Source organism: Pyxidicoccus sp. MSG2, from assembly GCF_026626705.1.
Lineage (GTDB): Bacteria > Myxococcota > Myxococcia > Myxococcales > Myxococcaceae > Myxococcus.
The window spans coordinates 4,311,272-4,327,089 of record NZ_JAPNKC010000001.1; the positions used below are offsets into that span (position 1 = coordinate 4,311,272).

Sequence of the window (15,818 nt, forward strand, 5' to 3'; positions counted from 1 at the left end):
GGGTTCCGGAGGACGGAAGGCGGCCGGGGCGCGGCCCTACTTCATCGCGCGCTGTGCGGCCGGACGGGCCATGTGCCGCTGCACGTAGGCCTGGAGGCCGGGGAAGTCCGCCAGCAGCCCGGAGCCCCGGGCCCAGCCGAGGATGGAGGCCAGCAGCACGTCCGCGGCGGTGAAGCCGTCACCCACGAGGAACTCCCGCCCGCGCAGCTTCTCCTCCAGCATGCGGGCCAGCTCCGCGAAGCGCTTGCGGCCCCGCTCCGCCTCCGACGGCACACGCTCGGCCTCCGGCAGGAAGTGCGTGTGCGAGGCCACCGTGGCGAGCGCCGGCTCCAGCGTGGCCATGCAGAACATCATCCACGCGTAGTACTCGCCGCGCGCTGGCGTGCCCACGGCCGGGGCCAGCCCCTTCTCCGGGAAGCGGTCCGCGAGGTGCTCGAGGATGGCGGCGGACTCGAAGACGGCCTGCCCGTCGTCCTCCAGCGCGGGCACGGAGCCCATGGGGTGGACGCGCAGATAGTCGGGACGCTTGTGCTCCCCCTTCGACAGGTCGACGGTGACGAGCTCGTAGGGAATGCCCAGCTCCTCCAGCATCCAGCGAGGGCGGGTGGAGCGCGTCTTCGGGGCGAAATAGAGCTTCATCATCAGCGGGTCTCCGAGGTGTGGCGCCTCAAGCGTCGCGCCTTGCCCAGCCGAGCGGCGCCCCGCTTTTGCTCCAACCTCCCGCCAGCCGGCAAGATTGGGTCAGGGCAGACCGCGCGCAGTCGACACGTGCGGCACTCGGCGCCGCTCCACACCGCCTCGTAGAGCGCCGTCACCCGGTCGATGACGTCGAAGTCCTCGGTGACGAAGCCCAATTCGAAATTGCGCACCGTGTCGCTCTTGGCCCCCAGCCCCGCGCCGGTGAGGTTGGCGCTGCCCAGGTACGCCCACGCCCCGTCCACCACCACCGCCTTGAAGTGCACCCGCGGGCACACCTTGAGCCCCAGGCCCCCCTCGACGAGCCGCGCCTTCTTGTCGAAGGCCGCGCGGAAGGGGCGACTCGGCAGCTCCGCGTGCAGGAGCCGCAGCGCCACGCCCCGCGCGGCGAGCTTGTCCAGCACCTCCACCAGCGGCACGAAGCGGCCCCCGTGCTCCACGAACATCGCCTTCACGTTGGCCGTGGCCATCCACACCGACTCGCGCGCGTGGAGCAGCTTCTCCAGCACCACCTCGCGGTACAGCGCGCTGCCGGCCAGGAGCTCCGCTTCAATCGGACGCATGGGACACAGCTTCGCACCTGCACCCACATCCAGCCAGTCAACGGCCGTTTCCGTCGGGCGCCAACAGATGACCGCGAGTCACTTGACGACTGACCAGGGGTCATCTGAAAATGACTCATGGTCAGCAACACGGCGGCGAAGGGGAAGCGGGCCGTGCCCCTGCGGGCGCGGAAGGACGAGGACAAGGAGGCGCGGCGGCGGCTCATCCTCGATGAGGCGCTGGCGCTGTACCAGTCCACGTCCTACGCGGACGTGAAGATGGCGGACGTGGCGGCGCGGGCGAAGCTCGCGAAGGGGACGGTGTTCCTCTACTTCCCCACGAAGGAGGCGCTGTTCCTGGCGCTGCTGGAAGATTTGCTCTTCTCGTGGTTCGCCCGGCTGGACGGGCTCCTGGAGCACGGCGAGGGCCGGTGGACGGGGACGCGGCTGGCGCGCACGGTGGCCGAGTCGCTGGAGGGCGAGGAGTCGCTGACGCGGCTGTTGGCGATGCTCCAGACGGTGCTGGAGCAGAACGTGACGGCGGAGCAGGTACTGCCGTTCAAGGAGCGGCTCCTGGGTGCGCTCCTGAGCACCGGAGCCCGGGTGGAGCAGCGGCTCTCCTTCCTGAAGGAGGGAGACGGTCCGCGCTTCCTCATCCACCTGCACGCGCTGGTGACGGGCCTGCGGCAGATGGCGGACGTGGCACCGGTGGCGCGCGAGCTGCTCGCGCAGCCGCACCTGGCCCCGCTGCGCGTGGACTTCACCGGCGAGCTGACCGCCGCCCTCACCACCCTGCTGCGCGGGCTGGAGTCCCGCTGAGCCCCTTTCCTCGTTTCCACACCCCTGAATCCGAACCGGAGCGCGCCCATGCTTGAAGCCGTCCCCTCCCCCATCGACATGAAGCCTTCAGCCGAGCTCAAGCGCCTGCGCTCGGTCTTCGAGGACCAGCGCGCGCACCGGTGGAACATGTCGCGCACCACCGCCGCCGAGCGCATCGCCCGCCTGAAGCGCCTGCGCGAGGCGATTGTCGCCCGGCGCGTGGAGCTGGCGGACGCCATCCACCGCGACTTCCGCAAGCCCGCCATGGAGGTGGAGCTGACGGAGGTGCACCCCACGCTGGAGGAGCTGAACCACACGGTGAAGCACCTCAAGTCGTGGATGAAGCCCACGCGCGTGGGCACGCCGCTGCTCCTGGCGGGCTCGTCCAGTCACGTGCGCTACGAAGCGCGCGGCGTGGTGCTCGTGTTGTCGCCGTGGAACTACCCCTTCCAGCTCCTGATGGCGCCACTGATTGCCGCCATCGCCGCGGGCAACACCGTCATCTGCAAGCCCAGCGAGAAGACGCCGCACACCTCGCGCTTCATGGCGCGGCTGGTGAAGGACGTCTTCCCGGAGAACGAGGTGGCCCTCTTCGAGGGTGGCGCGGACCTGGCGGAGGCGCTGCTGGAGCTGCCCTTCGACCACATCTTCTTCACCGGCAACCCGCGCATCGGGCGGAAGGTGATGGAGGCGGCGGCGAAGCACCTGGCCAGCGTGACGCTGGAGCTGGGCGGCAAGTCGCCCGTCATCATCGACGAGACGGCGGACCTCACCGCCGCGGCGGAGCGCATCTGTTGGGGCAAGTTCCTCAACGGCGGCCAGACGTGCGTGGCGCCGGACTACGCCTTCGTCCACGCCTCGCGCGAGCGCGCGTTCCTGGACGCGCTGAAGGCCGTCATCACCCGCTTCTACGGCGACACGGAGACGGAGCGGCAGGCGAGCCCGGACTTCGCGCGCATCATCGAACCCATGGCGTGGCGGCGGGTGAAGGACATGGTCGACCGCTCGGTGGCCGTGGGAGCGAAGGTGGAGGTCGGAGGCCTGGCGGACGGGCCCTCGCGCTACGTGGCCCCCACCGTGCTGTCGGGCGTGAAGGCGGACATGGCCATCATGGAGGGCGAAATCTTCGGCCCCGTGCTGCCGGTGATGACCTACGAGAAGCGTGAAGAGGTCTACGCCCACGTGCAGGCGGGCGGGAAGCCGCTGGCGCTCTACGTGTTCAGCCAGGACAAGCGGGCGATTGAAGACGTCTTCCGGAACACCACGTCCGGGGGCGCGGTGGTGAACAACGTCCTCATCCACGTGGCCAACCCCAACCTGCCGTTTGGCGGGGTGGGAATGAGCGGCCTGGGGCACTACCACGGCATCTACGGCTTCAAGACGTTCAGCCACGAGCGGGCCGTGACGGTGCAGTGGATGAAGTCGCTCGCTTCGGTGTTCTTCCCGCCGTATCGCGGAAAGGCGCAGGAAATGGCCTCCCGCGCCACCCGGCTGATGGAGTAGGCAAGATGGCCGGTTCGGGCGGTGTTCTCGAAAGGGACACCGCCGGAAGGAGAGCCGGTCCATGCACGTGGTGAAGCTGGCGGAAGAGCGGATGCCGGAGGGTGTGCGGGAGGCGTTCGACCGCCTCCAGGCGCGCCGCTGGGACGTGGCGAGGCGGGGGGCGAAGGAGCGGCTGGCCCGGCTGGACACGCTCAAGGCGCTCATCATCGCGCGGCGGGAGGCGCTGGCGGACGCCATCCACGCGGACTTCCGCAAGCCCCGCGCCGAGGTGGAGGCCACGGAGGTCATGCCCGTGCTCCAGGAACTGGCGCACGTGCAGAAGCACCTCAAGGGGTGGATGAAGCCGCGGAAGGTGACGACGCCGCTCCTGCTCACCGGCACCTCCAGCCACGTGCAATACGAGGCGCGGGGCGTGGTGCTCGTCATGGCCCCGTGGAACTACCCCTTCAACCTGCTGGTGGCTCCGCTGGTGGCGGCGGTGGCCGCGGGCAACACCGTGCTGTGCAAGCCGAGCGAGAAGACGCCGCACACCGCGCGCTTCATCTCGGAGCTGCTGCGCGACGCCTTCCCCCAGGACGAGGTGGCGGTGGTGGAGGGCGGCCCGGAGGTGGGCGACGCGCTGCTGCGGCTGCCGTTCGACCACTTCTTCTTCACCGGCGGGCCGCGCGTGGGCCGGCGGGTGATGGAGGCGGCGGCGAAGCACCTGGCGGGGGTGACGCTGGAGCTGGGTGGCAAGTCGCCGGTGGTGGTGGACGCGACGGCGGACGTGGAGACGACGGCCGAGCGCGTGGTGTGGGGGAAGTTCCTCAACGCGGGGCAGACGTGCATCGCCCCGGACCACGTGTGGGTGCACGCCTCGAAGGAGGAGGCGCTGCTGACGGCGATGAAGGCGGCGCTGGAGCGCTTCTACGGCAAGTCGGAAGAAGCGCGGCGCGCGTGCCAGGACTTCTGCCGGCTGGTGGATGACGGAGCCTTCAAGCGGGTGCGCGGGCTGATGGACCGCACGGTGCAGGCGGGGGCGCGGGTGGTGACGGGCGGCGGGGTGGACGCGGAGACGCGCTACATCGCGCCCACGGTGCTGGCGGACGTGACGCCGGACGCGCCCATCATGGAGGAGGAGATTTTCGGGCCAGTGCTGCCGGTGCTCCGGTACGAGTCCCTGGACGACGTCGTCGCGCAGGTGCGCGCGGGTGGCAAGCCACTGGCGCTCTATGTGTTCAGCCAGGACGAGGCGACGGTGGAGCGGCTCTTGCGCGAGACGAGCGCGGGCGGCACCTGCATCAACACGGTGGTGCTGCACAACGCGAACCCCAACCTGCCCTTCGGCGGAGTCGGGCAGAGCGGCCTGGGCGCGTACCACGGCGAGACGGGCTTCCGGACGTTCAGCCACGAGCGCGCGGTGCTGCGCCAGGGGCGCACGTCGCTGGCACACCTGTTCTTCCCGCCGTACTCGGGCAAGGCGCAGAAGCTGGCACGGCTGGCGAGCCGGCTGTTCGAATAGGGCCCGCCCGCTTTTGAAGCGGCCCGGCGTCGCTTAGACACCTTGCAATGAAGTCCCCCCAGGGCCGTAGTGTCTGGGCGGACCCCTTCGCGGGAGTTCTTCGGGTGGGCCGCACATGACCGATTCACATTCGTCCTCGCCGCCCTCGGAGTCGGCCTCCGCGGAGGTGGCGCTGCTGTCGCGGCTTCCCGCCGTGCTGCGCCCGCACCAGAACCTGCTCACGTACTACGTGCTCACCTCGTTCCTGGCGGGGCCGGGCTTTCCCATCCTCCTGCTGCTGCACTACTTCCGCTTCCAGACGCTGCGGTACGACTTGGACTCGGAGGGCATCACCGTCCGCTGGGGCATCCTCTTCCGGCGCGAGGTCTCCCTCACCTACGCCCGCATCCAGGACATCCACCTGTCCAGCAACCTCGTGGAGCGGTGGCTGGGGCTGGCGAAAATCCAGGTGCAGACGGCGAGCGGCAACGCCAAGGCGGAAATCACCATCGAGGGCCTCCAGGCCTTCGAGGCGATGCGGGACTTCCTCTACTCGAAGATGCAGGGTGCCAGAGACCGCACATTGCCCACGGCTCGCGACGCGGCGCAGGCGCTCCCGTCCAGCGCGGAGGACGCCCTCGCCGCCACGCTGCGCGAGGTCGCCGCCGAGGTGCGCGCGCTCCGGCAGGACCTGGGCACTCCGTCAGCGCCTCCGGAGAAGACGGATGGCTGAGCTTCCCCACGCATGGCTCCTGCGGCTGTTGAAGGTTCCTCCCGCGCCCGTGATTCCGTCGGGCGACGTGCGCGTCTTCCGCTCCGCTCCGGCCTATCGCAGCTACCGGGTGTTCCTCTGGGCGGTGCGGCAGGTGGGCCTGGTCGCGGGCCTCACGGTCGGCGCGATGTTCCTCAGCGCCGTCGTCCCGCACATCAACTTTCCCCTGTCGGAGAAGATTGCCTGGGGCCTGGAGGCGCTGGCCTGGCTGGGCTTCATCGTCCAGCTCCCGTTCGGCTTCCTCGTCGCGCGCATCGACTACGCGTTCCGCTGGTACGTCCTCTCCGACCGGAGCCTGCGGCTTCACGAGGGCATCGTCTCCTTCCAGGAGAAGACGATGACCTTCGCGAACATCCAGCAGGTCTCCATCCAGCAGAACCCGATTCAGCGCCTGCTCGGCATCTCCGACGTGAAGGTGGAGACGGCCGGCGGCGGTGGCTCCTCGGGCTCGAAGGACGGCGGCTCCGGCCACGGTGAGCACCTGCACGAGGCGCACTTCCGCGGCGTGAGCAACCCCGGGGAGATTCGCGACGTCATCCTCGCTCGCGTGCGCATGCACCGCGACGCGGGCCTGGGGGAGCACTCCATGCCGGAGCGGAATGAGCCCGCCAGCGCCTCCGCCGCCTCGCTCGAGGCCGCGAGGGAATTGCTCACGGAGATGCGGGCGCTCCGGCAGGCACTGCCCTCCCGCAGGCCGTAGTCGCCTGCGGGTACCGCACTCCAGCTAGCTCCGAAGGCCGGGAGCCTCGTGGCCGGTGCGCGCCACGTACTCGGTGTAGCCGCCGCCGTACTGGTGGATGCCCTCGGGCGTCAACTCCAGCACGCGGTTGGACAGCGCGGCCAGGAAGTGCCGGTCGTGCGAGACGAACAGCATGGTGCCCTCGTACCGCGACAGCGCGGTGATGAGCATCTCCTTCGTCGCCATGTCCAGGTGGTTGGTGGGCTCGTCGAGCACGAGGAAGTTCGGCGGGTCGAAGAGCATCTTCGCCATCACCAGTCGCGCCTTCTCACCGCCGGACAGCACGCGGCACTTCTTCTCCACCTCGTCCCCGGAGAAGCCGAAGCAGCCGGCCAGCGCCCGCAGCGAGCCCTGCCCCGCGCGGGGGAACGCGTCCTCCAGCGACTGGAACACCGTGCGCTCGCCGTCCAGCAGGTCCATGGCGTGCTGCGCGAAGTAGCCCATCTTCACGCTGCCACCCAGGGCCACCGTCCCGTCGTCCGGCTGCGTGGAGCCCGTCACCAGCTTCAGCAGCGTGGACTTGCCCGCGCCGTTGACGCCCATGACACACCAGCGCTCCGTGCGCCGCACGAGGAAGTCCAGCCCCTCGTAGATGCTCCGGTTGCCGTAGCCCTTGTGGACGTTCTTCAGGCTCACCACGTCCTCACCGGAGCGCGGCGCCGGCAGGAACTCGAACAGCACCGTGGTGCGGCGCTTGGGCGGCTCCACGCGCTCAATCTTCTCCAGCTTCTTCACGCGGCTCTGCACCTGCGCGGCGTGCGAGGCGCGTGCCTTGAAGCGCTCGATGAACTTGATTTCCTTCGCGAGCATCGCCTGCTGGCGATCGAACTGCGCCTGCTGCTGCTTCTCGTTCTGCGCCCGCTGCTGCTCGTAGAACTCGTAGTTGCCCGTGTACGTCGTCAGCGAGCCACCGTCGATTTCGATGACCTTGTTGACGATGCGGTTCATGAACTCGCGGTCGTGCGAGGTCATGAGGAGCGCGCCCTCGTAGCCCTTGAGGAACTCCTCCAGCCAGATGAGGCTCTCCAGGTCCAGGTGGTTGCTGGGCTCGTCGAGGAGCATGGCGTCCGGACGCATCAGGAGGATGCGGGCCAGGGCCACGCGCATCTTCCAACCGCCCGACAGCGCGCCCACGTCGCCGTCCATCATCTCCTGGGTGAAGCCCAGGCCCGCGAGGATTTCCCGCGCCCGGCCCTCCAGGGCGTAGCCGCCCAGCTCCTCGAAGCGCCCCTGCACCACGCCGTAGCGCTCGACGAGCTTCTCCATGTTGTCCGCCTGGTCCGGGTCACCCATGGCGGCCTCGAGCTGCTTGAGCTCGGCGGCCACGGTGCTCACCGGGCCCGCGCCGTCCATGACCTCGGAGGCGGCGCTGCGGCCCTGCATCTCACCCACGTCCTGGCTGAAGTAGCCGATGGAGACGCCCCGGTCGACGGCCACCTGGCCCTCGTCCGGGTGCTCCTGGTCCGTAATCATCCGGAACAGCGTCGTCTTGCCGGCGCCGTTGGGGCCGACGAGGCCCACCTTCTCGCCCTTGTGGAGGGCCGCGGAGGCCTCGATGAAGAGGATCTGCTGGCCATTCTGCTTGCCGATGTTGTCGAGACGGATCATGTGCGTGCGCGGGGGGCCCGGAAAGCGGGTGCGGCGCCCTTATCACGGAGGGCGCGCCGGGGAGAGTGTTCCGAACCCCGGGGATGTGGGTTCTCATTCCGGGGGCGGGCGGGCGGACGGGCTCCCACCCGGGCGCCAGGGGCACGACCTACATCCGGCTCACCGCGCGGTAGTAGGTCACCAGCTTGTCCTCGCAGCCGGCGGGCGCGTCCTTCAGCGCCTTGCACTGCCCCTGGGCGAGCTTCTTCAGCGTCGCATTCGTCTCCGCCAGCTTCTTCTCGAAGGCCTTCAACTCCTTCGGCTCCAGGCCGACGAGCGGGTTCTCGGCGTCGTCATCGGCGCCACCGGCCTTCGCCGCCGCGAGCATCTTCGCCGTCCCGGTGGCGCTCTCCTGCCCCTGCTCCCGCAGGGCGTCCACCACGGTCCAGAAGGGCTTGAGGTCTCCAGCCGCCAGCAGCTTCGCGAACCAGGCGCGGTGCGCCCCGACCTCTTCCGCGCACGACAGCTCCCCGAAGCCCGCCATGCTGCCAGCGTTCCCCGAGGCGCGCTCGTACAGCTCACAGACCGCTCGATTCCAGCGGTTGAAGTCCGCCTGGAGCGACATCCAGGTCTTGAAGGCCGCGCGGTCCTTCTCCTTCAGCGGCACCAGGAAGGCATCCAGCTCCCGGTCCATCACCTTCTTCAAGCAGTCGACCTGCGCGCCCGCGGCGTTGCGCATCCCCGCCGTCGTGGGCGTGCCGTCGTCCGTCGTCTCCGGCTCCTGCGCGGGACAGGTCTCCGAGACGTAGGCTTGGACCGGGGCGTCGGGCCTGGGGGCTCCGTGAAGGGTCAGCGACAGGGCGAGGAAGACAAGACTCATGGAATGTCATCTCCAGGTGAGAGGCGCCTTCTACTAGTCGACATGGCGGCCACCGTCATCCGCCGTGCGCGGCGACGGACGCTTCACCCGCGGTGACAGGGCGCGCCCCGGGCACCCCACGTGGCATAGAGTCCCCCGCCGTGCTGACCATCGACCCGCATCCGTCCCTGGACACGCTGGCCTTCACCACCACGTTCCCCGCGGCCCTGGGCTCGCTGCCCTCGCCGGAGTGGCTGGTGGCCCTGCTCAAGCCCGGCGCCTCCGCGCCCCTCTCCAGCGACGACACCGTGCGAGGCACCGTGCGCGACATGCTCCGCCACGGCGGCTACAAGCCCACCGGGCGCGGCAAGCCCGCCTCCGAGTACCTCGTACGGGCCTCCGGCGACGGCTCGCTCGGCTCCATCAACACCGCCGTGGACGCGTGCAACGCGGTGTCCCTGCACAGCGGCCTGCCCATCAGCGTCGTGGACCTGGACCGCGCCCGGGCGCCGTTCCGCATCGGCATTGCCCCCGCCGGCTCCCAGTACGTGTTCAATGCGTCCGGGCAGAGCATCGACCTGGAGGGGCTCTTGTGCCTCTTCGACGCGGAGGGGCCCTGCGCCAACGCGGTGAAGGACGCGCAGCGCACCAAGACGAACGCGGAGACGCGCCGCACCCTCACCGTGCTGTGGGGGTCGAAGGAACTGGGGGACCGCACGGCCCGGGCCTTCGCCTGGTACCGCGAATTGCTGGAGCGCGCGGGTGCCAACGTGGAGCGGCTCCCCTGAGCGCCCCGGACCTGGAACTGCTCCTCGCGGACGGTGCGCGTGCGCTCTCCGCCGCGTGGGGACGGCCCGTGCTGCTGTCCGGGCCCCAGGTCCTTCGCACCGAGTCCCGCTGCGACGTCGTGCGCGCCTCCGTGCGCGGTGGGGACATGGCCACCGTCGTCCTCAAGCACTTCCGCGACGACCCGGTGCTGGGCCTGGACGAGTGGACGGGGCTGGAATTGCTCGGCCGCCTCAACCTCACCACCGCGCCGGGCCTCATCGCCGGGGACGTGGCCACGCGGCTGTTCGTCCTGGAGGATCTGGGCTCCGGCCCCAGCCTGGAGGACCTGCTCAACGGCAATGACCCGCGCGCCGCCACCAGCGGGCTGCTCGCGGTGGCGCGCCTCACCGGGCAGATGCACGCGCGCACCCTGGGTGTGCAGGCGGACTTCGACCTCATCCGCCACACGCTGAGCCCCCGGCCCTCGCGGGCGCGCATCGACAACGCGCGCTACCTGCTGGACCACGAGGACCGGCTGCACCGCTGGGTGACGGCCACCAGCGCAGTGGAGGCGCCCGGCACCCATGAGGATTTGGAGGTGCTCGCGCGCGAGCTGGCCGACCCGGGCCCCTTCCTCGCGCTGACCCATGGGGACATGGCGCCGGGCAACACCATCTTCACGCCGAATGGCGCGCGCCTGCTCGACTTCGAGTACTGCGGCATGCGCCATGCGCTCTACGACTGCCTGATGTGGCTGCTCGTGGTGCCGCTGCCCGAGGAGCTCATCACCCGCGCGGAGTTGAGCTACCGCATCGCCTGCTCGCAGGCCTGCGACGCGGCGCAGGTGGACGCCTCGTGGATGCGGGCGCGCGCCGTCATCACCGCGGCGCGCACGGTGAACCTGTTCCAGTGGATTCCACCGAAGGCCCTGGAGAGAGACCGCGAGTGGGCCCCGGGCTTCTCCGAGCGCGCGGCGCTGCTGCGGCACCTCGCGCGCTGCCGGGCCGTGCTGGAGCCGCAGAATCCCGTGCCCGCGCTGGCTCGCACGCTGGCGTCGCTGGAGTCTCGGCTCAGGGAGCGGTGGTCGGAGACGCCCGCGTTCGTCTGGCCCGCGTTCCAGTAGCGCCCTGCTCCCGACGACAGCGGTCCGGTTGATTCCATGCCGGGCGGGAGACCGGGGGTCCGGCTGCCTCCCCGTGGAAGGAACGTTCATTCCACGGCCCGCCCATGCACGGGGGCCGCGGGGGCTTTATCGCCAGGGGCACCCACTTCCTGACGCAGCCCACGCATGCCGCTCCTCTTCCTCCTGCTGACGCTGGCCACGATGCTCGGGCTGGGCACCGCCGCACTCGCCGGCCGTCCCCAGACCGCGCTGAGCGAGCCCACTCCGGCCGAGGCGCCACTCGCCCCGGCCGCCCTGCGCACACCCATCCGCTACGCCGCGCTGGGCGCTTCCGACACCCTCGGCGTCGGAAGTGGCTCGCCCACGAGCGAGAACTGGACCGCGCGCCTCCGCGCCGCGCTGCCCGAGGGCACGGTGTATGACCGCTTCGCGCGCAGTGGCATCACGCTCGCGGAGGCGGAGGACGCAGAAGTGCCCCGCGCCATCGCCTTCCACCCGACGCTCGTGACGATGTGGCTGTCGGTGAACGACGCCCTCCGCCCCGTGCCGCTGGCCACCTACCAGAAGACCCTCCAGGCCACGCTCGAGCGGCTGATGCGCGAGACGGATGCCCGGGTGGTGCTGCTCAACGTCCCGGACCTCGCGGCGCTCGCCGGCTCGCATGCCACGTCCGAGATGCGCGCAAAGCTTCGCGAGCAGGTCAGCGCATGGAACGCGGCCATCAACGACACGGCCCGCACCTTCGGCCCGCGCGTCCTCGTCGTGGACCTGCTGCCCGCCTCGCGCGAATTGGCCGAGCACTACGAGTGGCTCTCCTCTGACGCCTTCCACCCGAGCCCCGCCGGCTACCAGAAGCTGGCCGACATCACGCTCCAGGCCATGCAGCGCGCCGGTTGGCTGCAGCACTGACCTCCCCGCGCCTCACCGCATCCAGCGCGCGCGAATCCGGCCGTTGACGACCTCGATGGACATCCAGTCGTCCGCGAAGGCGGCGGAGCAGTCACAGCGCACCACCGACAGGGACTCGCGTACCAGCTGGAGCTTGTAGCCACGGGGCGTCTTCAGGATGGCCACCATGCTGTCCTTCGACTGCCCGAGCCGCTGCTTCACGTCGAGCACCTTCCCCGTCGCCGTGTCGATAAGAACCACGCCCACAGAGTCGTAGCCGGGGCGGCCATCCTGCGTGAAGAACACCAGGGCTCGATGCTCATCCACCGCGAAGGCGGAGACCGCACTGTCGGGCCCCCGGGCTCCGGTGAGATGGCAGATGGACTCCCCATCCGCGAGGTTCGAGATGGAGCGGTACCAGGCCTTCTCCAGTGGAAGCTCGACCTTTCCTCCCGAGGTCTCCACGAAGGCCCGCATGTCGTCCTCGACGCACTCGCCCGACTCGGAGTCGAAGCCCACCGAGAACGCGTGGGCCCCGAGCTGGCACTCCAACTTGAAGTCACAGTTGTCAGCCGGAGCGGGAGCCGCGGGCTCGGAGGCGTGCGCCGTGAAGGCGCCAGCGGCCAGGGCTCCACTCCACAGCATCGCCACCACCCGCCAGCCGCGCGTCATCGGGGCCTCCACGCAGAGGCCCCGTGTGGGCCCCTCAGTGGCCAGCGTCGTAGACCGCGTCGCGGAGGGCAACGGGGAAGGCGCCCCACATGCCCTCGAACGTGGTGTTGGTGAGGGCAATCACCGTCAGGCCCTGCTTCGGGTCCACGAACCAGCTGTGGCCATACGCGCCCATCCAGTTGAACGTCCCCACCGACTGCGGGCTCTTCGCCTTCACCGGGTCCACGAGCACGCCCACGCCCAGGCCGAAGCCCCAGCCCGGCCCGTTGCTCGCCGCCTGCGGGCCCACCTGGTCCGTGGTCAGCCGCTCCACGGTGGCGGACTTCAGCACCGGTGCCCCGCCCGTCCGAACCGCCTCCAGGAACTTCAGATAGTCCGCCGCCGTGCCCACCATGCCCGCCCCTCCGGAGGCGAAGGAGCGCGAGTCGAAGACACGGCCCGGCACGAAGGTGACGCCACTGGCCCCGTTGGGCACGAAGAGCGACTCGCCGATGCGCACCGGCTCCGGCTTCCCATCCGCGTACGGCGTCGCCAGCCGCGCCACGTCCTTCACGCTGAAGGCCGTGTCCGCCATGCCGAGCGGGCGCGTGACGAACCGCTCCACCACCGCGGGCAGCGGCGCACCACCGGCACGCGCAATGACTTCCCCCAGCACATCGGTGGCCATCGAATACCCCCACCGCGTCCCCGGCGCATACGTCAGCGGCGCCGAGGCGAGGCGACGCAGGTTCTCCTTCATGGACAGGCCCGGCTGGTCGAGCCCGTTGGACACGCGGGCCTGGTGGTACGGCCCGTCCGGCGGCTCCATGAAGTCGTACGTCAGGCCCGCGGTGTGCGTCAGGAGGTGGCGCACGGTGATGACGGGCTCGGTGCCGTCCGCCAGCTTCGGCCGGAAGGTGGGAATCCACTTCGTCACCGGGTCTTCCAGCCCGAGCTTCCCCTGCTCGACGAGCTTCAGCGCGGCGACGGACACCATCGCCTTGGTCAGTGAGGCCAGGCGGAACAGGGCGTCCTCGCGCATGGGCTTCTTCGCCTCGCGGTCGGCGAAGCCGGCGGCGCGCTGGTAGACGACCTGGCCGTCCTTCGCGACGACGACGACGGTGCCAACGATGCGCTTCTCCGTGAGGGCGCGGTCGATGACGGAGTCCAACCGCGCCTGGAGGGCGGCGTCTTCAGGAGGTGCGGCGGGGGCAAGTGCGAGGCTGGCGGCCACCACGAGGGCGGCGAATGCGGAAGTCATGGGGTACTCCTGTGAGCGGTGACGACGACGCTCACGATGTACGTGGCGCCTCCGAGCCCGGCAGCCCATGATTCCGAAGGGTGCCTATACGAATCCGTATAGGGCGACAGGGAGCACCGTGGACTGGGACGATTTGAGAATCGCGCTCGCCGTGGCGAGACACGGCTCGCTGAGCGCCGCCGCTCGGGCCCTGGGGACGACGCAGCCCACGGTCAGCCGCCGGCTGGACGCCTTCGAGCGCCGCACCGGCGCGAAGCTGTTCGAGCGCGGAAAGCACGGGCTCTCGCCCACTCCGCTGTGCGCGGCCCTCATCGAGGGAATGGACCGCATGGAGGAAGGTGCGCTCACGGTGGAGCGCAGGCTCGCGGCGCGCGACACGGGACTCCAGGGCAGCATCACCGTGACGAGCCTGGACTGGCTCGGGGACCACGTGATTGCGCCCATCATGGCCCGGTTCGGCGGACGTCATCCCCGGGTGAGCCTGGCCCTCATCAACGACGGGCGACGCTTCAACCTGTCCCGCAGCGAGGCCGACATCGCCTTCCGCCCCGGGCTGTTCGACCAGGAGGACGTTGTCGAGCGCAAGGTCGCCGACGTCGCGTATGGCCTCTATGCCTCGCCCGCGTACCTGGAGCAGCACGGGCCTCCGGACTTCGCCTCGGGCTGCGCGGGTCAGTCCATCGTCACGCTGCACGAGACGCCGCCCCGGGCTCCCATGACGGAATGGATGCGGAACGTCGCGCCCCATGCGCGCGCCATCCTGCGCACCAACAGCATCTGGTCCCAGCTCGCGGCCGCCGAGGCAGGCGAGGCGCTCGCCGCCCTGCCCCGGGTGCTCGTGGACCGGAGGCTGACGCTCCGGCGCATCGAGACGCCGCGCCCGGGTCCGGTGCTCGCCGTCCGCATGGGCGTGCACTCGGACATGCGGAAGACGCCGCGCGTGCGGGCCTTCATGGACTTCGCCGTGCGCGAACTGGAGAAGCGCGCCGCCGAGCTGAACCCGCGCTGATTCAGGGCGCGGCTGGGGCCTGCAAGGAAGGCGTGGGCGTTTCCCACGTATGCCGGGGCGGGCACTGCACGAGGAAGCATGGGCAGCGATGGAGGAGACGTTCCGCTCGACGGAAGACCGGCGCCTGGCCGAGCGCTGCCAGGCGGTACTCACTGGCCGGATGAGCGGTCCGGACACTCCAAGCACCGTCCTGTTCGGAAATGTCGGGACATTTCACGCCGCTATGCCGTGCATCCCGACTGGTGCGTTCACCGGTTGAGACCGCCCGCCAAAACCCCCGACATTTCCGAACAGTACGCCCCACCCCCTGCCCGAGAGCCCCACCGCGGGGTTTGGGAAGGGGCTCCGCTCATGCAACTCGAAGCCGCGTCCTGATTGAGTACCCCGGCGCGGTACATTGCGCGCATGTTCGACCCCGCGCCCCTGCTGGCCCGGCTTCCTGATGTGCCCGACCGGGTCTGGGCGCGCGGCGCGCTGCTGGACGCGGGCGCCAGCGCCATCGAGTGGAGCGACGGCCGCTCCGCGCTGCTCAACGATGACGGTGAGGCCTGCATCGTGGGCCGGCCGCCCAGGCCCCAGCTCCTCGCGTTCCTGGAGCGACTGGCTCCCGGGACGGAGGTGGTGCTGTCACTGGAGGATGCGCGGGCGCTCGGGCCGGTGCCGGGCTGGGGCGAGGAGGTGGCGGTGGTCCACGTCCAGCACGACCCACCACCGACGCCGCCCGTCATCCGGGGCACGGCGCGAGTGCTCGAAGCGGACGAGCCGCTGAACCTGGGCCACCTACCGGATGACCTCGCCCGGGAGCTCACGCACGCGCGCGCTTCCTCGCCGCTCGGGGTCGCCTTCACGGAGGAGGGCCTGTCCGTCGCATTCAGCTACGCCGGCAGCACGACGGAGACGTGGTGGGACGTGTCCATCGACACGGTGGAGGCGTGGCGACGGCAGGGGTACGCGTCGGCGGCGGCGCACGTGCTCATCGAGTCCATGCGCGCCCGAGGCAAGCGCGCGGTGTGGGCCGCCTTCGAGTCCAACACCGCGTCGCTCCAGCTCGCCGCCCGGCTCGGGTTCACCCCCGTGGCCCGGGTGGTCTCCCTCTTCCGCGAGGGCAGCGAGCGATAGCC

Annotated in this window: 16 protein-coding genes; 10 read left to right on the forward strand and 6 right to left on the reverse strand. The window is 70.2% G+C overall.

Going from position 1 to position 15,818, the window contains the following annotated elements; genetic code table 11:
• Window positions 1–36 precede the first annotated feature (36 nt).
• Window positions 37–642: a glutathione S-transferase family protein gene (locus OV427_RS16375; protein ID WP_267857052.1), complete on the reverse strand. Its 606-nt coding sequence runs from the start codon at window positions 640–642 to the stop codon at window positions 37–39.
• Window positions 642–1,259, reverse strand: coding sequence for a phospholipase D family protein (locus OV427_RS16380; RefSeq protein ID WP_267857053.1), 618 nt, complete (start codon window positions 1,257–1,259; stop codon window positions 642–644). The genes OV427_RS16375 and OV427_RS16380 overlap by 1 nt, the downstream gene beginning before the upstream one ends.
• 117 nt (window positions 1,260–1,376) lie before the next feature.
• On the opposite strand from OV427_RS16380, the gene OV427_RS16385 reads away from it, so the two are divergent.
• From OV427_RS16385 to OV427_RS16405, 5 genes are all read left to right on the forward strand, one after another.
• Complete coding sequence (locus OV427_RS16385) at window positions 1,377–2,057, forward strand: TetR/AcrR family transcriptional regulator (protein WP_267857054.1); 681 nt, start codon at window positions 1,377–1,379, stop codon at window positions 2,055–2,057.
• A gap of 48 nt (window positions 2,058–2,105) precedes the next feature.
• Window positions 2,106–3,560, forward strand: a complete 1,455-nt coding sequence (locus tag OV427_RS16390; protein WP_267857055.1) for an aldehyde dehydrogenase family protein — start codon at window positions 2,106–2,108, stop codon at window positions 3,558–3,560.
• A gap of 61 nt (window positions 3,561–3,621) precedes the next feature.
• Window positions 3,622–5,061, forward strand: coding sequence for an aldehyde dehydrogenase family protein (locus OV427_RS16395; RefSeq protein ID WP_267857056.1), 1,440 nt, complete (start codon window positions 3,622–3,624; stop codon window positions 5,059–5,061).
• A 115-nt stretch (window positions 5,062–5,176) separates the two neighbouring features.
• On the forward strand, window positions 5,177–5,773 hold the full coding sequence (locus tag OV427_RS16400) for a PH domain-containing protein (protein WP_267857057.1): 597 nt from the start codon (window positions 5,177–5,179) through the stop codon (window positions 5,771–5,773).
• The gene (locus OV427_RS16405) at window positions 5,766–6,512 is read left to right on the forward strand and encodes a PH domain-containing protein (protein WP_267857058.1); all 747 of its coding nucleotides are present in this window, start codon (window positions 5,766–5,768) and stop codon (window positions 6,510–6,512) included. Before OV427_RS16400 ends, OV427_RS16405 begins: the two co-directional genes overlap by 8 nt.
• Window positions 6,513–6,536: 24 nt before the next feature.
• Here the strand turns inward: OV427_RS16405 and OV427_RS16410 are convergent, their stop codons facing one another.
• Together OV427_RS16410 and OV427_RS16415 are read right to left on the reverse strand one after the other, a co-directional pair.
• A complete protein-coding gene (locus tag OV427_RS16410) occupies window positions 6,537–8,159 on the reverse strand; it encodes an ABC-F family ATP-binding cassette domain-containing protein (protein WP_267857059.1) in 1,623 nt (540 codons plus the stop codon).
• Window positions 8,160–8,307: 148 nt separating this feature from the next.
• A complete protein-coding gene (locus tag OV427_RS16415; protein ID WP_267857060.1) occupies window positions 8,308–9,018 on the reverse strand; it encodes a lysozyme inhibitor LprI family protein in 711 nt (236 codons plus the stop codon).
• Between the two features lie 140 nt (window positions 9,019–9,158).
• Here OV427_RS16415 and OV427_RS16420 point away from each other — a divergent pair, with 140 nt between their 5' ends.
• From OV427_RS16420 to OV427_RS16430, 3 genes are all read left to right on the forward strand, one after another.
• Window positions 9,159–9,785: a phenylalanine--tRNA ligase beta subunit-related protein gene (locus OV427_RS16420; RefSeq protein WP_267857061.1), complete on the forward strand. Its 627-nt coding sequence runs from the start codon at window positions 9,159–9,161 to the stop codon at window positions 9,783–9,785.
• Between the two features lie 68 nt (window positions 9,786–9,853).
• Entirely contained in the window at window positions 9,854–10,888 is a 1,035-nt protein-coding gene (locus OV427_RS16425) for a phosphotransferase (protein ID WP_267857062.1), read from the forward strand.
• Between the two features lie 165 nt (window positions 10,889–11,053).
• On the forward strand, window positions 11,054–11,797 hold the full coding sequence (locus OV427_RS16430; protein ID WP_267857063.1) for a GDSL-type esterase/lipase family protein: 744 nt from the start codon (window positions 11,054–11,056) through the stop codon (window positions 11,795–11,797).
• Window positions 11,798–11,809: 12 nt separating this feature from the next.
• On the opposite strand, the gene OV427_RS16435 is transcribed toward OV427_RS16430, so the two are convergent.
• Window positions 11,810–12,448 (reverse strand): hypothetical protein, encoded by a 639-nt coding sequence (locus tag OV427_RS16435; RefSeq protein WP_267857064.1) that lies wholly within the window; start codon window positions 12,446–12,448, stop codon window positions 11,810–11,812.
• A 34-nt stretch (window positions 12,449–12,482) separates the two neighbouring features.
• On the reverse strand, window positions 12,483–13,688 hold the full coding sequence (locus tag OV427_RS16440; protein ID WP_267857065.1) for a serine hydrolase domain-containing protein: 1,206 nt from the start codon (window positions 13,686–13,688) through the stop codon (window positions 12,483–12,485).
• A 67-nt stretch (window positions 13,689–13,755) separates the two neighbouring features.
• On the opposite strand from OV427_RS16440, the gene OV427_RS16445 reads away from it, so the two are divergent.
• The gene (locus OV427_RS16445) at window positions 13,756–14,697 is read left to right on the forward strand and encodes a LysR family transcriptional regulator (protein ID WP_267857066.1); all 942 of its coding nucleotides are present in this window, start codon (window positions 13,756–13,758) and stop codon (window positions 14,695–14,697) included.
• A gap of 405 nt (window positions 14,698–15,102) precedes the next feature.
• Window positions 15,103–15,816 (forward strand): GNAT family N-acetyltransferase, encoded by a 714-nt coding sequence (locus tag OV427_RS16450; RefSeq protein ID WP_267857067.1) that lies wholly within the window; start codon window positions 15,103–15,105, stop codon window positions 15,814–15,816.
• Window positions 15,817–15,818: the final 2 nt, after the last annotated feature.